Below are 18734 nucleotides of genomic sequence, written 5' to 3' on the forward strand. Positions count from 1 at the left end.
ATTGACCCGGGCCAGGTCGTCGTCAGACGCCGCGGACTACACCCCCCACTGTTCGCGGCGCACCACACGAAAGCCCCCGCGGCGCCGCACGACGGCGAGAACGGGGGCTTTCGTGCGTGTGGGCCGGGTACCGACCGGGCTCAGCGGTCGGCGACCCGCATCTCGAACCAGGTGGTCTTGCCGCGCGGCAGCAGGTCGACGCCCCAGCGGTCGGAGAGCTTGTCGACGAGGAAGAGGCCCCGGCCGGAGACGTCGAAGGGCTGGACGGGCATCAGGCACGGCAGGCCGCGGGACGGGTCGCGCACCTCCACGCGGATCCAGCCGCGGCGGCGCAGCATACGCAGGCCGAAGACGCGGGCGCCGGTGTGGCGCACGGCGTTGCCGACCAGTTCGGAGACGAGCAGGACGGCGTCCTCGGTCATCTTCGGGGACAGACCCCAGTGGCGCAGGACCACGACCTGGGCGAGCCGCCGCGCGGTCGCCGCCGATTCGGGGCGCGACGGCAGACGCACCTCCGCCTCGGTCGGATTCCCGAACAACTCCAGCGCCCGCAGCGCGTATTCGTCCTCGACCGCGGGAGACCAGCGCGCCGCGGTCGCACTGCCGTGCCGCCGCGGTTGTTCGACACCCTCAAGCCCCGCCATGCCCTCCATGATGGCCGCAGAGATGGCGCCTTGGGGCCGTTCCGGCTGAATAAGCCCCCCGGAACGCCTCATTCCGGGGGGCCTGTTTGGCATATGCCAGTGGCACTTAAGAGGGTTGGACACCCGCTCCGACCTGCGGTGACTTGGCGTGCGTGACTGATTCTTGATCGTCACCGGCAAGGTGCGCTTAAGGTTCCCTTAAGGTTCGGCTAATGCGCTCCAATGAGGTACGACAACAAGTCGACTCGGCCTCAAGGGAGTTGACGCCGCCTCTCGAAGACTCCTCAGGCGAACGTCGCCTTGCCCGGGCCCTCCTCCACGAAGCTGCGCATCCCGGTCTCGCGGTCCGCCGTCGCGAACAGGCCCGCGAACCAGGTGCGTTCGATGGCGAGACCGGTCTCCAGGTCCGTCTCCAGACCCGCGTCGATGGACTCCTTCGCGGCGCGCAGCGCGATCGCCGGGCCCTTCGCCAGCTTCGCCGCCCACGCGTGCGCCGCCGCGAAGACCTCCTCGGCGGGGACGACCCGGTCCACCAGGCCCATGGCGAGCGCCTCGTCGGCCCTCACCTGGCGGCCGGTGAAGATCAGGTCCTTCGCCTTGGAGGGGCCGACCAGACGGGCCAGGCGCTGGGTGCCGCCCGCGCCGGGGATCAGGCCGAGCAGGATCTCGGGCTGGCCCAGCTTGGCGTTGTCGGCGGCGATCCGGAAGTCGGCGCAGAGCGCCAGCTCGCAGCCGCCGCCCAGCGCGTAACCGGTGACGGCGGCGACGACCGGCTTGGGGATGCGGGCGACCGCGCTGAAGGAGTCCTGGAGGGCGCGGGACCTGACGACCATGGCCGCGTGGTCCATGGCCTGCATCTCCTTGATGTCCGCACCGGCCGCGAAGACCTTCTCGCTGCCGCGGACGACGACGGCCCGTACGTCGGTACGGGCCGTGGCCTCCGCTGCCAGTTCCTTGATGCGGTCCTGGACGGCGACGTCCAGGGCGTTCATCGGCGGGCGGTCGAGGCGGATCGTGCCCACCCCGTCGGCGATTTCCAGGTGTACGGTCATGGCCCGCAGGTTAGCGGGCGTTCACACCGGGACGGGGTCGCCCCCTACTTCTTCCAGTCCGCCCAGGACATGTTCCAGCCGTTGAACCCGTTGTCCGGCGCGACGGTCCTGTCGCCGGTGTGCTTGACGACGACCACGTCACCGATCATCGACTGGTCGAAGAACCAGGCCGCGGAGACCTTGCTGTCGTAGCCGCCGCGGACGTCGCGCAGGCCGACGCAGCCGTGGGAGGCGTTGTAGTTGCCGAAGGCGTCGCCGCCCCAGTAGTTGCCGTGGATGAAGGTGCCGGACGTGGTCAGGCGGATGGCGTGCGGGACGTCCTTGATGTCGTACTCGCCGCCGTAGCCGACGGTCTCGCCGTTCATCCGGGTCACGGCGAGCTTCTCGCTCATGACCATCTGGCCCTCCCAGGTCTCGTACCCGGGCTTGCCGGTCGTGACCGGGATCTTCTTCAGGGTCTTGCCGTCGCGCTCGACGGTCATCATGTGCGTCTTCGCGTCGACCGTGGAGACCTGGCTGCGGCCGATGGTGAACTTCACCGTGCGGACCTGCTTGCCGTAGACGCCCGGGCGCCCCTCGACGCCGTCGAGGTTGAGCTTGACCGTCACCTCGGTGCCGGGCGCCCAGTACTTCTCGGGGCGGAAGTCGATGCGGTCGTTGCCGAACCAGTGCGGTTCGACCGGGACCGACGGTTCCGTCTTCACGCTGATCGCCTTCTCGACGTCCTCGGGGTGCGTGATGCCCCGGGTGAAGCGGATCGAGAACGGCATGCCCACACCGACCTTCGACCCGTCCTCCGGCGTGAACATGCCGACGAAGGTGTTCTTCGGGGTGAGCGTGGTGAAGGTGGTGTCCTTGGCCGACTCCCGCCCGTCCTTGTCCTTCGCCACCGCGTGCACCCGGTACTTGGTGGCCGCGGCCAGGTGGTGGGCGGGTGTCCAGCTCGTGCCCCCCGTGATGTCACCCGCCACCGGATTGCCCTTGGTGTCGGCGACCTTCACCTCGGTCAGCCTGCCCTTGTCCGCGGTTATCTTCAGGGCCCCGCTGGTGGCGACGGAGTCGGCACCGTCCTTCGGTGCCACGGTCACCACGGCCTGCGACGGCTTGTTCGCCTCGGCCGCCTTGTCCGACGTGCCCTTGCCGTCCCCGTCCGTACCGTTCCCGCCCCCGCACGCGGTGACCAGCAGCAGTGCCGCCCCCAGCAGTGCCGCCGATATCGGTCGTCGCCCGTTCACGATGTTCTCCCCTCGCAGGGCCTCGGTCCCAAGGCCCGCACCCCTGCGCGTCTGCGCGCGCACTGCGAAAGATTAACCTCACGACCTGGGAAAACGGATCCCCGCTTATGTCACCGTTTAGTCCCAACGCCCGTGCGGCGGCCTCCCTTTCCGCGGTCACGCGGGCTACGAACCGCTCGCGCCCCCGGCCTTCCACTCCGCCCAGTCCATGTTCCAGCCCCCGAGCCCGTTGTCAGGAGCCACTTTCTTGTCAGCGCTGTGGCGCACCTCGACGACGTCGCCGATGAGGGTGCGGTCGAAGAACCAGCCCGCCGGGGTGAGCGGACTGCCGCCCTTCACGTCGCGCAGACCGACGCAGCCGTGGCTGACGTTGCTGGAGCCGAAGACGCCGCCCGACCAGTAGTTGCCGTGCAGGAACGTGCCGGAGTCCGTCAGGCGCAGGGCGTGCGGCACGTCCGGGATGTCGTACTCGCCGCCGAAGCCGACGGTGCGGCTGTTCATCCGGGTCACGTCGAGCATCTCGGAGACGACCATCTTCCCGTTGTACGTCGTCGAGCTCGGCGCCCCCGCCGTGATCGGGATGGCGGAGACCAGCCTCCCGCCCCTGCGGACCTCCATCATGTGCGTCCTGGCGTCGACCAGGCTGACCTGGCTGCGGCCGACGGTGAACGAGAACGACTTGTGCTGGAGACCGTAGACGCCCGGGGCCGCCTCGACGTCGCGCAGGTCCAGGTCGACGGTGACCCGGGTGCCCGGCCTCCAGTACCGCTCGGGGCGGAAGTCGAGACGCGTCGCGCCGAACCAGTGCGGGGCGACCTCCACCGCGGGCCGGGACCTGACCCGCACGGCGCGTTCGACGGCGGCCCGGTTCCCGATCCGCCGGTTGAACTCCAGTTTCACGATCATGCCCGTGCCGACGGTGGCCCGGTTCTCCGGTGTCACGTAGCCGATGAACCGCTCGCCGGGGACGGCCGTCGTGAAGGTGGTGCGGCGGGCCGTGCGGCGGCCGTCGCCGTCGAGGGCGACCGCGTCGACCGTGTACTTCGCGGCGAGCGTCAGCCGGTCGGCGTCCGCACCCGTGGGCCGCCAGCGCCGGCCGTCGTCCACCAGCCGCCCCGGCACCGCCTCCTCCCGTGCGTCCTGCACCTTGACGACCTTGACGGACTCCAGCCGGCCCTCGGGCACCTGGACCTGGAGCCGCCTGCCCGCCCGCACGTTCTTGTCCGCGTCGTCCGGTGCGACCCGGATCAGCTCCGCGGGCGAGCGGGGCTTGCCGAACGCCCCGCCCGCGTCACAACCGGCGAGCCCGCCGACCAGTCCTGCCCACGTCAGTACGGCGGCCAGTGTCGCCCCTGCGCGCCGCGCGCGCCTCACAGCTCTTCTCACGCCAGGCCAACGACGCTCCCCCCACCGGGGAAACGTGAGTGCGACCCGAGCTGTGGGCAGAACAGAGGGGAGGGGACCAGGGGCAGCGGTGGGGACGCCGTACGCCCCGCGCCCATCCTTCGTGGAGCCGCGGGAGGCTGTCAGGTGTCGAGCGCACCCGAGCAGGAGGCAGTGCAGACCGGCGTGCCGGCCGGCCGGACAGGGAACGGGCGGCCCCCCGTCCCCGCGCCCGCGCCGTACGGACCGGAGCGGGGGCGCACTCCCCCGGTCGGACCCGTCTGGCCGGGGACGTCCATGCCGCTCGGCGCCCGGTTCCGGGTCGGTCCGGACGGGGTCGCGGGAACCAACTTCGCCCTGTGGGCCGGGGGCGCCGAAGGCGTCGACCTGTGCCTGTTCGACGACCAGGGGCGCGAACGCCGGTCGCCGCTGACCGAGACGACCCACGGGATCTGGCACGGCTTCGTACCGGGTGTGCGGCCCGGACAGCGGTACGGGTTCCGGGTGCACGGCCGCTGGGACCCGTGGACGGGCGCCCGCTGGAACCCGGCGAAGCTGCTCCTGGACCCGTACGCGCGGGCCGTGGACGGCGCCCCGGGCAACGACTACGGCCGGCTGCCGCCCGAGGTGTACGGGCACGTACGGGACTGGCCCGAGCAGCACGTGGCCGACACCGTGCGCGACGACCGGGACTCGGCGCCGTACGTCCCGAAGGGGGTCGTGGTCCACGACGACGCGCCCGACGACGAGTGGGTGGACGACCGGCGGCCGAAGACGCCCTGGTCGGACTCGGTCATCTACGAGCTGCACGTGCGCGGCTTCACCCGCCGCCACCCGGGGATACCCGAGGAGCTGCGGGGCACGTACGCGGGGCTCGCGCATCCGGCGGCGATCGAGCACCTGACACGTCTCGGCGTGACGGCGGTGGAGCTGCTGCCGGTCCACCAGTTCGCCCACGAGGACCACCTGCTGCGGCGGGGACTGCGCAACTACTGGGGCTACAACTCGATCGGCTACTTCGCCCCGCACGCGGCGTACGCGGCGTCCGGCACCGCCGGGCAGCAGGTCGGCGAGTTCCGGCGGATGGTGCGGACGCTGCACGACGCCGGGATCGAGGTGATCCTCGACGTCGTCTACAACCACACGGCGGAGGCGGGCGAGCTGGGCCCGACGCTGTCGCTGAAGGGCATCGACAACCGCGGCTACTACCGGCTCCAGGACGACGCGCGCCGCTACGCCGACTACACGGGCTGCGGCAACACCCTGCACGTGGTGCAGCCGCACGTGCTGCGCCTGATCACCGACTCGCTGCGGTACTGGGTGACGGAGATGGGCGTCGACGGTTTCCGCTTCGACCTGGCGGCGGCGCTCGCCCGCTCCATGCACGACGTCGACATGCTGTCGCCGTTCCTCGCGGTCATCGCCCAGGACCCGGTGCTGCGGCGCGTGAAGCTGATCGCGGAGCCGTGGGACGTCGGCTCCGGCGGCTACCAGGTCGGCGCGTTCCCCCCGCTGTGGACGGAGTGGAACGACCGCTACCGCGACGCCGTACGGGACTTCTGGCGCGGCGCGCTCCCCGACGTACGGGACCTGGGGTACCGGCTCTCCGGGTCGAGCGACCTGTACGCGTGGGGCGGGCGGCGGCCGTACGCGTCGGTCAACTTCATCACCGCGCACGACGGCTTCACCCTGCGCGACCTGGTGAGCTACGAGCGCAAGCACAACGAGGCGAACGGCGAGGGCAACCGGGACGGCACGAGCGACAACCGGTCCTGGAACTGCGGCGCCGAGGGCGAGAGCGCCGACGCGTCCGTACGTGCTCTGCGCAGGCGGCAGTTGCGGAACCTGCTGACGACGCTGCTGCTGTCGACGGGTGTGCCGATGCTGGTCGCGGGCGACGAGTTCGGGCGTACGCAGGGCGGCAACAACAACGCGTACTGCCAGGACAACGAGGTGAGCTGGGTCGACTGGGAGCTTCTGGACGACCCGGGCTGGAGGGCGCTGTTCGACCTCACGTCCCGGCTGATCGCGCTGCGGCACGCGCACCCCGTCCTGCGGCGCGGCACGTTCTTCTCCGGTCGCGCGCGGCCGGCGGACGGGCTGCGGGACCTGGCCTGGTTCACGTCGCGCGGCACCGAGATGACCGAGGCGGACTGGTACGCGCCCACGGCCACGATCAGCATGTATCTGTCCGGCCGGGACCTGCCCGGCCGGGACGCGCGCGGCGAGCGGGTGGAGGACGACAGCTTCCTGGCCGTCCTGCACGCGGGCGACGGGCCCGAGCGCTTCGTGCTGCCGGACGAGCCGTGGGCCCGGTCGTACGAGGTGCTGGTGGACACGGGCGCGGAGGACCAGACGGCGGCGCCGGGCACGGTCCACGACGCCGGGGCGGTGATCACGGTGGAGCCGCGGACGGTGCTGCTGCTGCGGGTGCGGTGGACGCGGTGAGCGGCGGGAAAGACGGGCAGGACCCGCTCAGCCGAGGATCTTGCGGTCGTACGCCACCGCCACCGCCGCCGCGCGGTCCTTCACGCCCAGTTTGGCGTAGAGGTGCGTGAGGTGGGTCTTGACCGTCGCCTCGCTGATGAACAGCTCACGCGCGATCTCCTTGTTCGAGGTGCCCTTCGCGACCAGGACCAGGACCTCGCGCTCACGGGCGGAGAGGGCCGCGTCGGCGGGGGCGGGCGCACGGACCGCGGTGACCAGGCGGGAGGCGACCGCCGGGGAGAGGACGGTGCGGCCCTCGGCGGCGGCGCGGACGGCGGTGAACAACTCCTCGCGCGGGGCGTCCTTGAGGAGGTAGCCGGTGGCGCCCGCCTCGATCGCGGGCAGCGTGTCCGAGTCCGTGTCGTACGTGGTGAGGACCAGGACGCGGGCGCGGGTGCCGCGGCGGGTCAGCTCCTTGATGGCGTCCACGCCGCCTCCGCCCGGCATGCGCAGGTCCATCAGGACGACGTCCGGGTCGAGGGCGAGGGCGCGTGTCACGCCCTCCACGCCGTCGGCCGCCTCGCCGAGGACGGTGAATCCGGCGGCCGACTCGAACATGCCGCGCAGGCCGTCACGGACCACGGGGTGGTCGTCGACGATCAGGAGCGTGATCACTGGGTCAGTCATGGCGCACCAACGGTACGCGAGCCGAGATCGCCGTGCCGCCGCCCGGTTCCGACTCGACGGTGACGTCGCCCGCGAGGCGTTCGGCGCGGGCGCGCATGCCGTCGAGGCCGAACCCGGAGGTGCCGGTGCGGGCGGGCAGGGCGATCGGGTCGAAGCCGCGGCCGTCGTCGCGGACGTCGAGGGTGACCTCGCCCGCCATGAAGGAGAGGGTGACGCCGATCCGGGTGGCGCCCGCGTGCCGGGCGGCGTTGGACAGGGCCTCCTCGGCGATCCGCAGCAGGGACGCCTCGATCTCGTCGTGCAGGGGTTCGGCGGTGCCGGTGACGGTGAAGTCGGCGCGTACGCCGGTGCGACCGGCCCATTCGGCGACGGTCTTCTTCAGCGCCTCGGCCAGGGTCGCGTCGGCGAGGGCGGCGGGCGAGAGGTTGTGCACGGAGCGGCGGGCCTCGCCGAGGCTGTGCCGGGCGAGGTCGCAGGCGCGGTCCAGGTGCTCGCGGGCGACCTCCAGGGTGGGTGCGCTCGCGACGACCTGGAGCTGGGCGATGATGCCGGCGAGGCCCTGCGCGATGGTGTCGTGGATCTCGGCGGCGAGCCTGCGGCGTTCGTCGGCGACGCCCGCTTCCCGCGCCTGGACGAGAAGTTGGGCGTGGAGCTGCGCGTTCTCGTCCACGGCCTGCTGGAGGGCGGTGTTGGTGCGCTCCAGTTCCTGGATGGTGTCGTGCTGGCGGCGGTTGCGCTCCTCCTCCTTCGTGTTGAGGTGCATCATCGTCGACACGATCGCCATGTTGACGGCGAGCAGCGCGCCGAAGATGCCCCATGTGAGGGAGCCTTCGGGCGGCATTCCACCGGATTCGGAGCCGGCCATGACGACGGCGGTGGCGAACAGGCCGGTCCGTACGAAGCGGCGCGGCAGCAGTCGTTCGGCGCTGAAGTAGCCCATGACGGCGTAGAACACGAAGAACGGGTTGAGCCACGTCAGGACGAAGGCGAGGGCCCAGCGGACGGTGAAGTACACCGCGCCTGTGGCGGAGGCGCCGGGGTGGCGCAGGGCGCGCGGTCCGCACAGCAGCTCCAGGACCAGGGCGGCCGCGACCAGGCACCACACGGCGGTCCAGTCGGTCCGGCTCATGTCGACGACCGTCGAGGTCGCGAGTGCCATCGGGATGCTGAACAGGAGCAGGACGAAGGGCCCGTAGCGATGCATGGCCGTCCACCGCTGCTGGACGGTGCTGCCCGCCTCCCCGGCGCGTTGCCTGTTCACGGATCCAGTCTGCCTCGCGGGCCCGGTGTCCACGCGCTCACTCCCAGCGGAACCAGCGCGCCGCCGCGCCGGACAGGAGCGCCGCCCACAGGACGAGGACGGCCAGGTGGGACCAGCCGGGCCAGTCCCCGGCCGCCGCGTCGCTGAGGGCCTGGGACGCGGCGCCGAACGGGGTGCACTCGACGACGCGGGCGAGGGTGTCCGGCATCGACTGCACCGGCAGCCACACCCCGGCGCAGAACATGCTGGGGAAGAAGACCGCCGAGCCGATGGCACCGGCGACCTTCTGGGTGCGGGCCCGGGCGGCGACCAGCGCGCCGAGCGAGAGCGCGACGACGACGGAGAGCACGAGCGCGAGCAGGTAGCCGAGGACCTGCGGGGGCAGCCGTACGTCGAACGCGAGGCGCCCGATGGCCAGCGACAGCAGCGAGGAGACGAGGGCCGCGACGCCGTGGATGGCCATTTGCGCGCCGAGCAGCGCGGGCGGCCGTACCGGCGTCGCCGACATGCGGCGCAGGATGCCGCGCTCCCGGTATCCGGCGATGACCGGTGCCATCGCCTGGAGCCCGGCCACGATCAGCGGGAGCAGCACGGTGACGGGCACGTACGCGTCGATGAGGCGCAGGCCGTCGGGGCCCGAGCCGGACTCGCGGAACGCCGGGATGCACCCGAGGACCACGAGCAGCACGGGCGGGAAGACGGCGATGCCGAAGAGGGAGCCGGGTTCGCGCAGGAACAGCCGGAACTCGCTCCTGAGGACGGCGGAGTGGGCGCCGGGCAGGCGCGCCGGGGTGGCGGCGGTGACGCTCATGACTGGCCGGCTCCTGTCAGGTCGAGGAACGCGTCGTCCAACGTGGCGTCGGCGACGCGGAGTTGGTGCGCGGTGATGTGGTGGCGGGCGAGCAGGGTGAGGACGGCGTCGACGGTCTCGTCGCCGCCGGTCAGGGTCGTGCGGCCGTCCCGGTGCTCGACGGCGGCGAGACCGGGCAGGGCGGCCAGTTCGCGTTCGTCGAGCGGCGCGGACGGTGTGAAGGAGATGACGGTCGCCCCGGCGGCCCGGCTGATCAGCCCGGCCGGGGTGTCGAGGGCGGCGACGCGTCCCTTGTCGATGACGGCGACGCGGTCGCACAGCCGCTGCGCCTCCTCCATGAAGTGCGTCACGAGGAGCACGGTGACTCCGCTGTCCCGGACGTCCTCGATGAGCTGCCAGGTGTCGCGGCGGGCGCGCGGGTCGAGCCCGGTGGTCAGTTCGTCGAGGACGACGACCCGCGGGTTGCCGACGAGGGCGAGCGCGATGAACAGGCGCTGCTTCTGGCCGCCGCTGAGCCTTGCGAACCGGGTGGTCAGCTTCTCGTCGAGCCGCAGCCGCTCGGCGAGCGGCCGCCAGTCGAGCGGGTCGGGGTAGAAGGCGGAGTACAGCTCCAGTGCCTCGCGCACGGTCAGCTTCGCCTGGATCTCGCTCTCCTGGAGCTGGGCACCGAGCATCCTGGTGACCTTCTCGTGGTCGCGCACGGGGTCGAGCCCGGCGACGCGGACGCGTCCCGCGTCGGGCAGGCGCAGCCCCTCGACGCACTCCACGGTGGTGGTCTTCCCGGCGCCGTTCGGCCCGAGGACGCCGAAGATCTCGCCCTCTTCCACGGCGAAGGAGATCCCGTCGACGACGGCCCGTCCGGCGTACGTCTTGCGCAGCCCGGTGACCTCGATGAGCGGTGCACTGGTGGTGGTCATGGCTCCAGCGTCGCCCGGCGGGGGCGGCCGGGGCATCGGCCATCGCGCTCGAAGGCACATCAGCCGATCGGTTGAGGGGCGCTACGACCGCGGCTGCCGGTGGCGGGAGCGGGCCGCCGGAAACCCGCTGCGCGCTGTCGGTGCCGAACCGTAGTCTCACTCCCGATGGCGACTTCAGATGCAGCTACCACGGACCCCGGCCGGACCGATGACGAGGAGCAACTCGCGGCGCCCGCGGAGCAGTCGGCGGCGCGGACGCTGCTGCGCCTGTGGCCGTACGTGCGGCCGGTGCGGGCGCGGTGGGCGAGCGCCGCCGCGGTGGCGGTGGTCGCGTCCTGTCTGGGGCTGCTGTTCCCGCTGGTGCTGAAGTGGATCGTGGACGGACCGGTCACCCACCACGATCCGGGCGGGGTGTGGCTCGGCGCCGGGGTGCTGCTCGCGCTCGGCGTCGTGGAGGCGCTGCTGTTCGGTCTGCGGCGCTGGCTCATCGCGCGGCCCCTCGCGGGCGTCGAGGCGGCGATGCGCGCCGACCTGTACCGGCACCTCCAGCGGCTGCCCGTCTCCTTCCACGACCGCTGGGCGTCGGGGCAGTTGCTGTCGCGCGGCACGACGGACCTCATGGTCGTCCGGATGTTCCTGGCCTTCCCGCTGACGTTCCTGTTCGTGAACGGGGTGACCATCCTGGCCGGGCTCGCCCTGCTCGTCGCGCAGGACTGGGGCCTCGGCCTCGTGCTGCTCGCGCCCGCGGTGCCGCTGATCGTGGTCTGCTACCGCTTCGAGCACGGGTACGCGCAGGCGTCGCGCCGCGCCCAGGACCAGGTCGGCGATCTGACGACGGTCGTCGAGGAGTCGGTGCTCGGCATCCGCGTCATCAAGGGGTTCGGCCGGCACCGCAGCCAGGCCCGCGCCTTCCACGACCTGTCGCGGACGCTGCGCGGCACGGAGCTGACCAAGGCGCGGCTGCTCGCGGGCATCCTCGCGGTGATCACGCTGCTGCCGGAGGCGGCCCTGGGCGCGGCCCTCGTCGTCGGCACCCTGCGCGTCGCCGACGGCGCGCTGTCGGCGGGCACGCTCGTCGCGTTCCTGTCGACGGCGCTCGCGCTGCGCTGGCCCATCGAGTCCATCGGTTTCCTGCTGGCGATGAGCCAGGAGGCGGCGACGGCGACACGGCGCTACTTCGAGGTGATGGACGCCGCCGAGGAGGACCCCCGGGTGCTGCCCGACACCGGTGAGCGGGACGGGGACGGGCTCCGCTTCGACGGCGTCGAGTTCCGCTACCCGGACGCCGCCGCGGACTGCGAGCCGACGCTGCGCCGGATCGACCTGCACGTACGCTCGGGCGAGACCATGGCCCTGGTCGGCGCGACCGGCAGCGGCAAGACGACGCTGACCGCGCTCGTGCCCCGCCTGTACGACGTCACGGCCGGGCGCATCACGCTCGACGGGCGGGACATCACCGCCGTCCCGCGCGAGGAGCTGCGCACCCTGGTGTCGGTGGCGTTCGAGGAGCCGACCCTGTTCTCCGCGTCGGTCGCCGAGAACGTCCTGATGGGGGCGGAGGACGGCACGCCGGAGCAGGTGGAGCGGGCCCTCGCGGTGGCGCAGGCCGACTTCGTGCGGCACCTGCCCGACGGCGTCGACACGGAGGTCGGCGAACAGGGGCTGAGCCTGTCGGGCGGCCAGCGCCAGCGTCTCGCACTGGCCCGTTCCGTCGTCGGCTCGCCCCGCTTCCTGATCCTGGACGACCCGCTGTCCGCGCTCGACGTGCACACCGAGGCGGCGGTGGAGGCCGCGCTGCGGCGGGTGCTCGCGGACAGCACCGCCCTCGTCGTCGCGCACCGCCCCTCCACGGTGCTGCTCGCCGACCGGGTCGCGCTGCTCTCCCGGGGCCGCGTCACAGCGGTGGGCACGCACCACGAACTGCTGCGCACGAGCGCGGAGTACCGGTACCTGATGTCGGGCGACACGGCGGACGACAGCCGAGAGGCGGCGCATTCATGACGACCACCGCGAACACCGGCCTCTCCACACAGCCGGACGACCCGGACGGCACGGGCGACCCGGTCGACCCGGTCGACGACGTACGGCTCCCCTCCCCCGGCGACCCGTTCGACCAGGACGATCTGCCCACGCCCCAGGGCGCCACGCGCCTGCTGCTGCGCTCGCTGCTCACGCCCCACCGCCGCACGGCCTGGCTCACGGTGCTCGCGCTGCTGCTCCAGCAGGCGGCCGTGCAGTCCGGGCCGCTGATCGTCGCGTACGCCATCGACAGCGCGGTGCCGGCGCTGCGCCGGGACGCCTACGGGCCCCTGGTCGTGGTCGGCGCCGGGTTCCTGCTGACCGCGTGCTGCTCGGCCGCGTTCCAGTACGCGTACATCCAGTTCTCCGCGCGCGTGAGCCAGAACGTGCTGCTGGACCTGCGCGGCCGGATCTTCCGCCACGCGCAGGCGCTCAGCGTCGACTTCCACGACCGGTACACCTCGGGCCGGGTCATCTCGCGGGCCACGACGGACGTGGAGTCCCTGCGCGAGCTGCTCTCCGAGGGCCTTCAGGAACTGGTCAACGTCGTCCTCGCCTCCCTCTACATCACGGCGATGCTGCTCTGGCTCGACCTCGGCATCGGCGCGGTCGCGGCGTTCTCCTTCCTCCCCCTGTCCGTCCTGATCCGGCTGTACCGGCGGCGGGCCGCGCGCGCGTACGGCGAGCGGTCCTCGGCGATCGCGGCCGTCATCGTGAAGTTCGTCGAGACGATGAACGGCATCCGGCCGGTCCGGGCGTTCCGCCGGGAGCAGGCCAACGACGAGCACTTCGGCGCGTTGAACCACCGCCACGAGCGGGCCAACGGCACGGCCATGCTGGAGATGGCGCGCTACGTCGTCGGCTCCCGCCTCCTCGCGAACACGGCGGTCGCCGGCATGGTCCTGTGGGGCGCCTACCGGGTCGCGAGCGGCACGCTCGCCCTGGGTGTGCTGGCCGCCGCGGTGCTCTACATCCGCCGCCTCTACGACCCCATCGACCGGCTCGCGATGTTCCTCAACTCCTACGAGTCGGCCGCCGCGTCCCTGAAGAAGATCGCGGGCCTGCTGGAGCAGACGCCCTCAGTACCCGAACCCCGGTCGCCGCGCCCCCTGCCCGCCGCGCGCGGGGGCCGGCCCGGCCGCGACGTGGAGTTCGCCGACGTCTCCTTCGGCTACCGCACGGGCGGCGAGGTGCTGCCCCGCTTCGACCTGCGGCTCCCGGCCGGGCAGACGGTGGCCGTGGTCGGCTCCACGGGTGCGGGCAAGTCCACGCTCGCGAAGCTGCTCGCCCGCTTCTACGACCCGTCGCACGGCAGGGTCCTGCTCGACGGCGTCGACCTGCGCGAGCTGTCCCACGCCGAGCTGCGGCACGGGGTGGTGATGGTGACGCAGGAGGCGTTCCTGTTCTCCGGGACGGTCGCCGACAACATCGCGATCGGGCGTCCGGAGGCGAGCCGCGAGGAGATCGAGGAGGCCGCGCGGGCGATCGGCGCGCACGCCTTCATCGCCGCGCTGCCCGACGGGTACGACACGGACGTGCGCAAGCGCGGCGGGCGGATCTCGGCGGGCCAGCGGCAGTTGGTGGCGTTCGCGCGGGCGCTGCTCGCGGACCCGGCGGTCCTCGTCCTCGACGAGGCGACCAGCTCCCTGGACGTGCCCGGCGAGCAGGCGGTGCAGCAGGCGATGCGGACGGTGCTGCGCGGGCGGACGGCGGTGGTCATCGCGCACCGCCTGTCGACGGTGGAGATCGCGGACCGCGTCCTGGTCATGGAGAACGGCCGGATCGTGGAGGACGGCCCGCCGGCCGAACTCATCGCGGGCGAGGGCCGCTTCGCGCACCTGCACCGGGCCTGGCGGGACAGCCTGGTGAGCTGACCGAGCCGCGGTCAGGCCCCTCCGGCGATCGAGGAGCGGGGTCCGGGGCAGAGCCCCGCGACCCGCGCCCGGTCACGGACAGCCGATTTCCAGCCACGCGACCCCCCGCCCGGCCGACCGCACCCCACCCCGGGGAGCCTCACGCCCTCGCCCCCACGCCCCCGCAGGCCCGCCCTCAACCCACCCCGCATATCGAACACGCTCCCCCGCGCACCGAACTATTTCCGGCCAACCTGTTGTCGCGCTCCTGACAGACCGCGCTCTCTGCTGCCACTCTTCCCAACGGCCGCCGCTCAGCCGCCTCCCGGTAACCGGGCGTCGGCCGCGACGACACACCCGCTCCACCCCTGAATCCCGCACTGCCTGCACTGCGTTCTGCCCGGCCGGCCACCCGCCGGCCGGTCCCCACTGGCCGCACACCCATGCGGCCGCGCAGAAGGAGTCAGCGTTGAGAAGCACCTCCACCTCCCACAGACGCCGGGCCACTGCCGCCGCGGCCGTGGGCGCCGTCACCGCCCTGCTCGCCGTCGCCTTCCAGTCGGGTCCGGCCACCGCGGCCGACGCCCGGGACGCGAGCCCCACCGCACAGGCCACGGCGAACGCCACCCGCGGCGCCGACCCGGGCGCCCTGCCCGTGAAGCTCTCCCCGGCGAAGCGAGCCGAGCTGCTGCGCGCGGCGAACTCCACGAAGGCCAAGGCCGCCACGGCGAAGAAGCTCGGTCTGGGCGCGCAGGAGAAACTCGTCGTCCGGGACGTGCTCCAGGACAAGGACGGGACGACCCACACCCGTTACGAGCGCACCTACGGCGGACTGCCCGTCCTGGGCGGCGACCTGATCGTCGACACGGCGAAGTCCGGTGCCGCGCAGGGCGTGACGAAGGCATCCAAGGCGCAGCTCAAGGGCGTGGACACGACGGCCGACGTGAAGCCGGCCGCCGCCGAGACGCAGGCCCTGAAGCTGGCCAAGGCCGACGGTTCGAAGAGGACCGAGGCGGACCGGGCGCCGCGCAAGGTCGTGTGGCTCGGCCAGGGCGCGGCCAAGGGGCAGCCCACGCTCGCCTACGAGACCGTGGTCGGGGGGCTCCAGCACGACGGCACGCCGAACGAGCTGCACGTCATCACCGACGCGACCACCGGCAAGAAGCTGCACGAGTGGCAGGCCATCGAGACCGGCACCGGCAACACCCAGTACAGCGGCACCGTGACCCTCGGCACCGCGCAGTCCGGATCGTCGTACACCCTCACCGACACCGCGCGCGGCAGCCACAAGACGTACAACCTCAACCGAGGCACGTCGGGGACGGGGACCCTGTACTCCGGCCCGGACGACGTGTGGGGCAACGGCTCGGCGAGCAACACCGAGACGGCCGCCGCCGACGCGCACTACGGTGCCGCGCTGACGTGGGACTACTACAAGAACGTGCAGGGCCGCACCGGTATCCGCGGTGACGGCAAGGGAGCGTACTCGCGCGTCCACTACGGCAACGCGTACGTCAACGCGTTCTGGGACGACAGTTGCTTCTGCATGACGTACGGCGACGGCACCAGCAACACGCACCCGCTGACGTCGATCGACGTGGCCGCGCACGAGATGACGCACGGCGTCACCTCGAACACCGCGGGCCTCAACTACAGCGGTGAGTCGGGTGGTCTGAACGAGGCGACCTCGGACATCTTCGCGGCGGCCGTCGAGTTCTACGCGGCCAACCCGTCGGACCCGGGCGACTACCTGGTCGGCGAGAAGATCAACATCAACGGTGACGGCACCCCGCTGCGCTACATGGACAAGCCGAGCAAGGACGGCGCGTCCAAGGACGCCTGGTACTCCGGTATCGGCAGCGTCGACGTGCACTACTCGTCGGGCCCGGCCAACCACTTCTTCTACCTGCTCAGCGAGGGCAGCGGCGCGAAGGTCGTCAACGGGACGAGCTACAACTCCCCGACCTCCGACGGCCTGCCCGTCACCGGGATCGGCCGCGACAAGGCGGCGTTGATCTGGTTCAAGGCGCTGACCACGAAGTTCACCTCGACCACCAACTACGCGGGCGCGCGCACCGGTGCCCTCGCGGCCGCCGGTGAGCTGTACGGGACGACGTCCACCGAGTACAAGGCGGTGCAGGACGCGTTCGCCGCGATCAACGTCGGCGCCCGCTCCGGCGGCGGCGACCCGGGCACCGGCAAGACGTTCACGAACGACACGGACGTGAACATCCCCGACTCGCCCGGCGCGGCGGTCACCTCCTCGGTCACCGTCTCGGGCGTGAGCGGCAACGCGCCGTCCACCCTGAAGGTCGGCGTCGACATCGTGCACACCTGGAGCGGTGACCTCCAGGTGGACCTGGTCGGTCCGAGCGGCAAGACGTACCGGCTGCACTCGTCCGTCTACGACCCGACCCCCAACATCCAGACCACCTACACGGTCAACGCCTCCACGGAGACGGCGAACGGCGTCTGGAAGCTGAAGGTCCAGGACCTCGGTCCGCAGGACACCGGCTACATCAACAGTTTCAAGCTGACGTTCCCGTAGGCAGGCCACGGCCCCGCACGGTCTGGGCGCGTCGTTCCGGTGGAGCAACTTCCCGGAGCGGCGCGCCCGTTCACGCGCGGGGTTGTTCATGTTCCGTTCGCAATACGTGCGTCAGTTTTCGCTCAACGAACGAATTCCGGCCAACCTGCGATCACGTACATGACATGTCCGGTCCTCAACTGCCAAAGTTTCCCCACCCGCACCACCCGCACCACCCGCACGGCAAAGCTCACTCCCCCACTTCACTCAAGGAGCTTTCTTCGTGACTTCCCCCACGTCTGGCCGCATATCCCGCCGCACCACCCTCTCCCTCGCCACGGCCGTCGCCGCCGGCGCCCTGATCGCCGGGTCGTTCACCGCCACCGGCGCCGCCGCCCAGCCCGCCGCCCCCTCGGCCGCGCCGCTGGCCCTGAGCGCGTCGGCCCGCGCCGACCTCGTCAAGGACGCGAGCGCCGAGACGGCCGCCGCGGCACGCGAGCTGAAGCTCGGCTCCAAGGAGAAGCTGGTCGTCCGCGACGTGGTCAAGGACCGCGACGGCACGACCCACACCCGCTACGAGCGCACCTACGACGGCCTGCCCGTCCTCGGCGGCGACCTCGTCGTCCACGAGACGAAGTCCGGCAGCCGCAAGGGCGTCACCCGCGCGACCTCCAAGTCCATCGAGGTCCCCACCACCGGCGCCTCCCTCAAGGCCGCCCCGGCCGGCGCCCGCAAGGTCGTGTGGGCCGCGACCGGCACGCCGAGACTCGCCTACGAGAAGGTCGTCACCGGCACGCAGAAGGACGGCACGCCGAGCAAGCTGCACGTCATCACCGACGCGGCGACCGGCGAGAAGATCTTCCAGTACGACACGGTCCACACCGGCACCGGCGTCTCCGAGTACAGCGGCAGCGTGACCATCGGCACCACCAAGGGCACCTCGTCGTACTCCCTCACGGACGCGACCCGCGGCGGCCACTCCACGTACAACCTCAAGAACGGCTCGTCCGGCAAGGGCACGCTGTTCACCGACGCCGACGACAAGTGGGGCAACGGCACGACCAGCGACCCCGCCACCGCCGGCGTCGACGCCGCCTACGGCGCCCAGGCGACCTGGGACTACTACAAGAACGTCTTCGGCCGCAGCGGCATCAAGGGCGACGGCAAGGGCGCCTACTCCCGCGTCCACTACGGCAACGCGTACGTCAACGCGTTCTGGGACGACAGTTGCTTCTGCATGACCTACGGCGACGGCGAGGGCAACAAGAACCCGCTCACCTCGCTCGACGTGGCCGCGCACGAGATGAGCCACGGCGTCACCTCGAACACCGCCGGCCTGGTCTACAGCGGCGAGTCCGGCGGCCTCAACGAGGCGACGTCCGACATCTTCGGCACGTCGGTGGAGTTCTACGCGAAGAACACCGCGGACGTCGGCGACTACCTCATCGGCGAGAAGATCGACATCAACGGTGACGGCACCCCGCTGCGCTACATGGACAAGCCGAGCAAGGACGGCGCCTCGCTCGACGCCTGGAGGTCCGGCGCGGGCAACGTCGACGTCCACTACTCGTCGGGCATCGCCAACCACTTCTTCTACCTGCTCAGCGAGGGCAGCGGCAAGAAGACGATCAACGGCGTCGCCTACGACTCCCCCACCTCGAACGGCTCCACCGTCACCGGGATCGGCCGCTCCAAGGCCGAGCAGATCTGGTTCAAGGCCCTGACGACGTACTTCACGTCGAACACCAACTACGCGGCGGCGCGCACCGGCACGCTGAACGCGGCGAAGGACCTGTACGGCGCGACCTCGGCCGAGTACAAGGCCGTGGCCGCGGCGTGGGCGGCCGTCAACGTCAAGTAGTCGACACGGCACGACCGTCGTACGGCGCCCGGGCCTCACGGTCCGGGCGCCGTCGCG

At 71.8% G+C, this 18734-nt stretch carries 13 protein-coding genes; 5 read left to right on the forward strand and 8 right to left on the reverse strand.

The genetic code is table 11. The features are described 5' to 3' along the window. Positions 1 to 140: 140 nt before the first annotated feature. The 4 genes from ACIRF8_RS27350 to ACIRF8_RS27365 all read right to left on the reverse strand — a co-directional run bounded on the left by ACIRF8_RS27350 (position 141) and on the right by ACIRF8_RS27365 (position 4317). A complete protein-coding gene (locus ACIRF8_RS27350; protein ID WP_404218716.1) occupies positions 141 to 644 on the reverse strand; it encodes an ATP-binding protein in 504 nt (167 codons plus the stop codon). Positions 645 to 928: 284 nt separating this feature from the next. Then, positions 929 to 1696, reverse strand: coding sequence for an enoyl-CoA hydratase/isomerase family protein (locus tag ACIRF8_RS27355; RefSeq protein WP_404218718.1), 768 nt, complete (start codon positions 1694 to 1696; stop codon positions 929 to 931). Between the two features lie 44 nt (positions 1697 to 1740). After that, a complete protein-coding gene (locus ACIRF8_RS27360) occupies positions 1741 to 2934 on the reverse strand; it encodes an Ig-like domain-containing protein (RefSeq protein ID WP_404218814.1) in 1194 nt (397 codons plus the stop codon). A gap of 162 nt (positions 2935 to 3096) precedes the next feature. After that, complete coding sequence (locus ACIRF8_RS27365) at positions 3097 to 4317, reverse strand: Ig-like domain-containing protein (RefSeq protein ID WP_404218720.1); 1221 nt, start codon at positions 4315 to 4317, stop codon at positions 3097 to 3099. A gap of 144 nt (positions 4318 to 4461) precedes the next feature. On the opposite strand from ACIRF8_RS27365, the gene glgX reads away from it, so the two are divergent. After that, on the forward strand, positions 4462 to 6762 hold the full coding sequence (gene glgX / locus ACIRF8_RS27370) for a glycogen debranching protein GlgX (RefSeq protein ID WP_404218722.1): 2301 nt from the start codon (positions 4462 to 4464) through the stop codon (positions 6760 to 6762). A gap of 27 nt (positions 6763 to 6789) precedes the next feature. Here the strand turns inward: glgX and ACIRF8_RS27375 are convergent, their stop codons facing one another. From ACIRF8_RS27375 to ACIRF8_RS27390, 4 genes are all read right to left on the reverse strand, one after another. Then, positions 6790 to 7428, reverse strand: a complete 639-nt coding sequence (locus tag ACIRF8_RS27375; protein WP_404218724.1) for a response regulator — start codon at positions 7426 to 7428, stop codon at positions 6790 to 6792. Continuing rightward, positions 7421 to 8632, reverse strand: coding sequence for a sensor histidine kinase (locus tag ACIRF8_RS27380; RefSeq protein WP_404218816.1), 1212 nt, complete (start codon positions 8630 to 8632; stop codon positions 7421 to 7423). The genes ACIRF8_RS27375 and ACIRF8_RS27380 overlap by 8 nt, the downstream gene beginning before the upstream one ends. 94 nt (positions 8633 to 8726) lie before the next feature. Beyond that, entirely contained in the window at positions 8727 to 9500 is a 774-nt protein-coding gene (locus ACIRF8_RS27385) for an ABC transporter permease (protein ID WP_404218728.1), read from the reverse strand. Beyond that, positions 9497 to 10417: an ABC transporter ATP-binding protein gene (locus ACIRF8_RS27390; RefSeq protein ID WP_404218730.1), complete on the reverse strand. Its 921-nt coding sequence runs from the start codon at positions 10415 to 10417 to the stop codon at positions 9497 to 9499. The genes ACIRF8_RS27385 and ACIRF8_RS27390 overlap by 4 nt, the downstream gene beginning before the upstream one ends. 165 nt (positions 10418 to 10582) lie before the next feature. On the opposite strand from ACIRF8_RS27390, the gene ACIRF8_RS27395 reads away from it, so the two are divergent. The 4 genes from ACIRF8_RS27395 to ACIRF8_RS27410 all read left to right on the forward strand — a co-directional run bounded on the left by ACIRF8_RS27395 (position 10583) and on the right by ACIRF8_RS27410 (position 18677). After that, positions 10583 to 12418, forward strand: coding sequence for an ABC transporter ATP-binding protein (locus ACIRF8_RS27395; RefSeq protein WP_404218732.1), 1836 nt, complete (start codon positions 10583 to 10585; stop codon positions 12416 to 12418). Then, the gene (locus tag ACIRF8_RS27400; RefSeq protein WP_404218734.1) at positions 12415 to 14310 is read left to right on the forward strand and encodes an ABC transporter ATP-binding protein; all 1896 of its coding nucleotides are present in this window, start codon (positions 12415 to 12417) and stop codon (positions 14308 to 14310) included. The genes ACIRF8_RS27395 and ACIRF8_RS27400 overlap by 4 nt, the downstream gene beginning before the upstream one ends. Positions 14311 to 14758: 448 nt before the next feature. After that, entirely contained in the window at positions 14759 to 16837 is a 2079-nt protein-coding gene (locus tag ACIRF8_RS27405) for a M4 family metallopeptidase (RefSeq protein WP_404218736.1), read from the forward strand. A 262-nt stretch (positions 16838 to 17099) separates the two neighbouring features. Beyond that, the gene (locus tag ACIRF8_RS27410) at positions 17100 to 18677 is read left to right on the forward strand and encodes a M4 family metallopeptidase (protein ID WP_404218739.1); all 1578 of its coding nucleotides are present in this window, start codon (positions 17100 to 17102) and stop codon (positions 18675 to 18677) included. Positions 18678 to 18734 lie beyond the last annotated feature (57 nt).

The sequence above is a fragment of the Streptomyces sp. NPDC102406 genome (assembly GCF_044765725.1).
GTDB lineage: Bacteria > Actinomycetota > Actinomycetes > Streptomycetales > Streptomycetaceae > Streptomyces.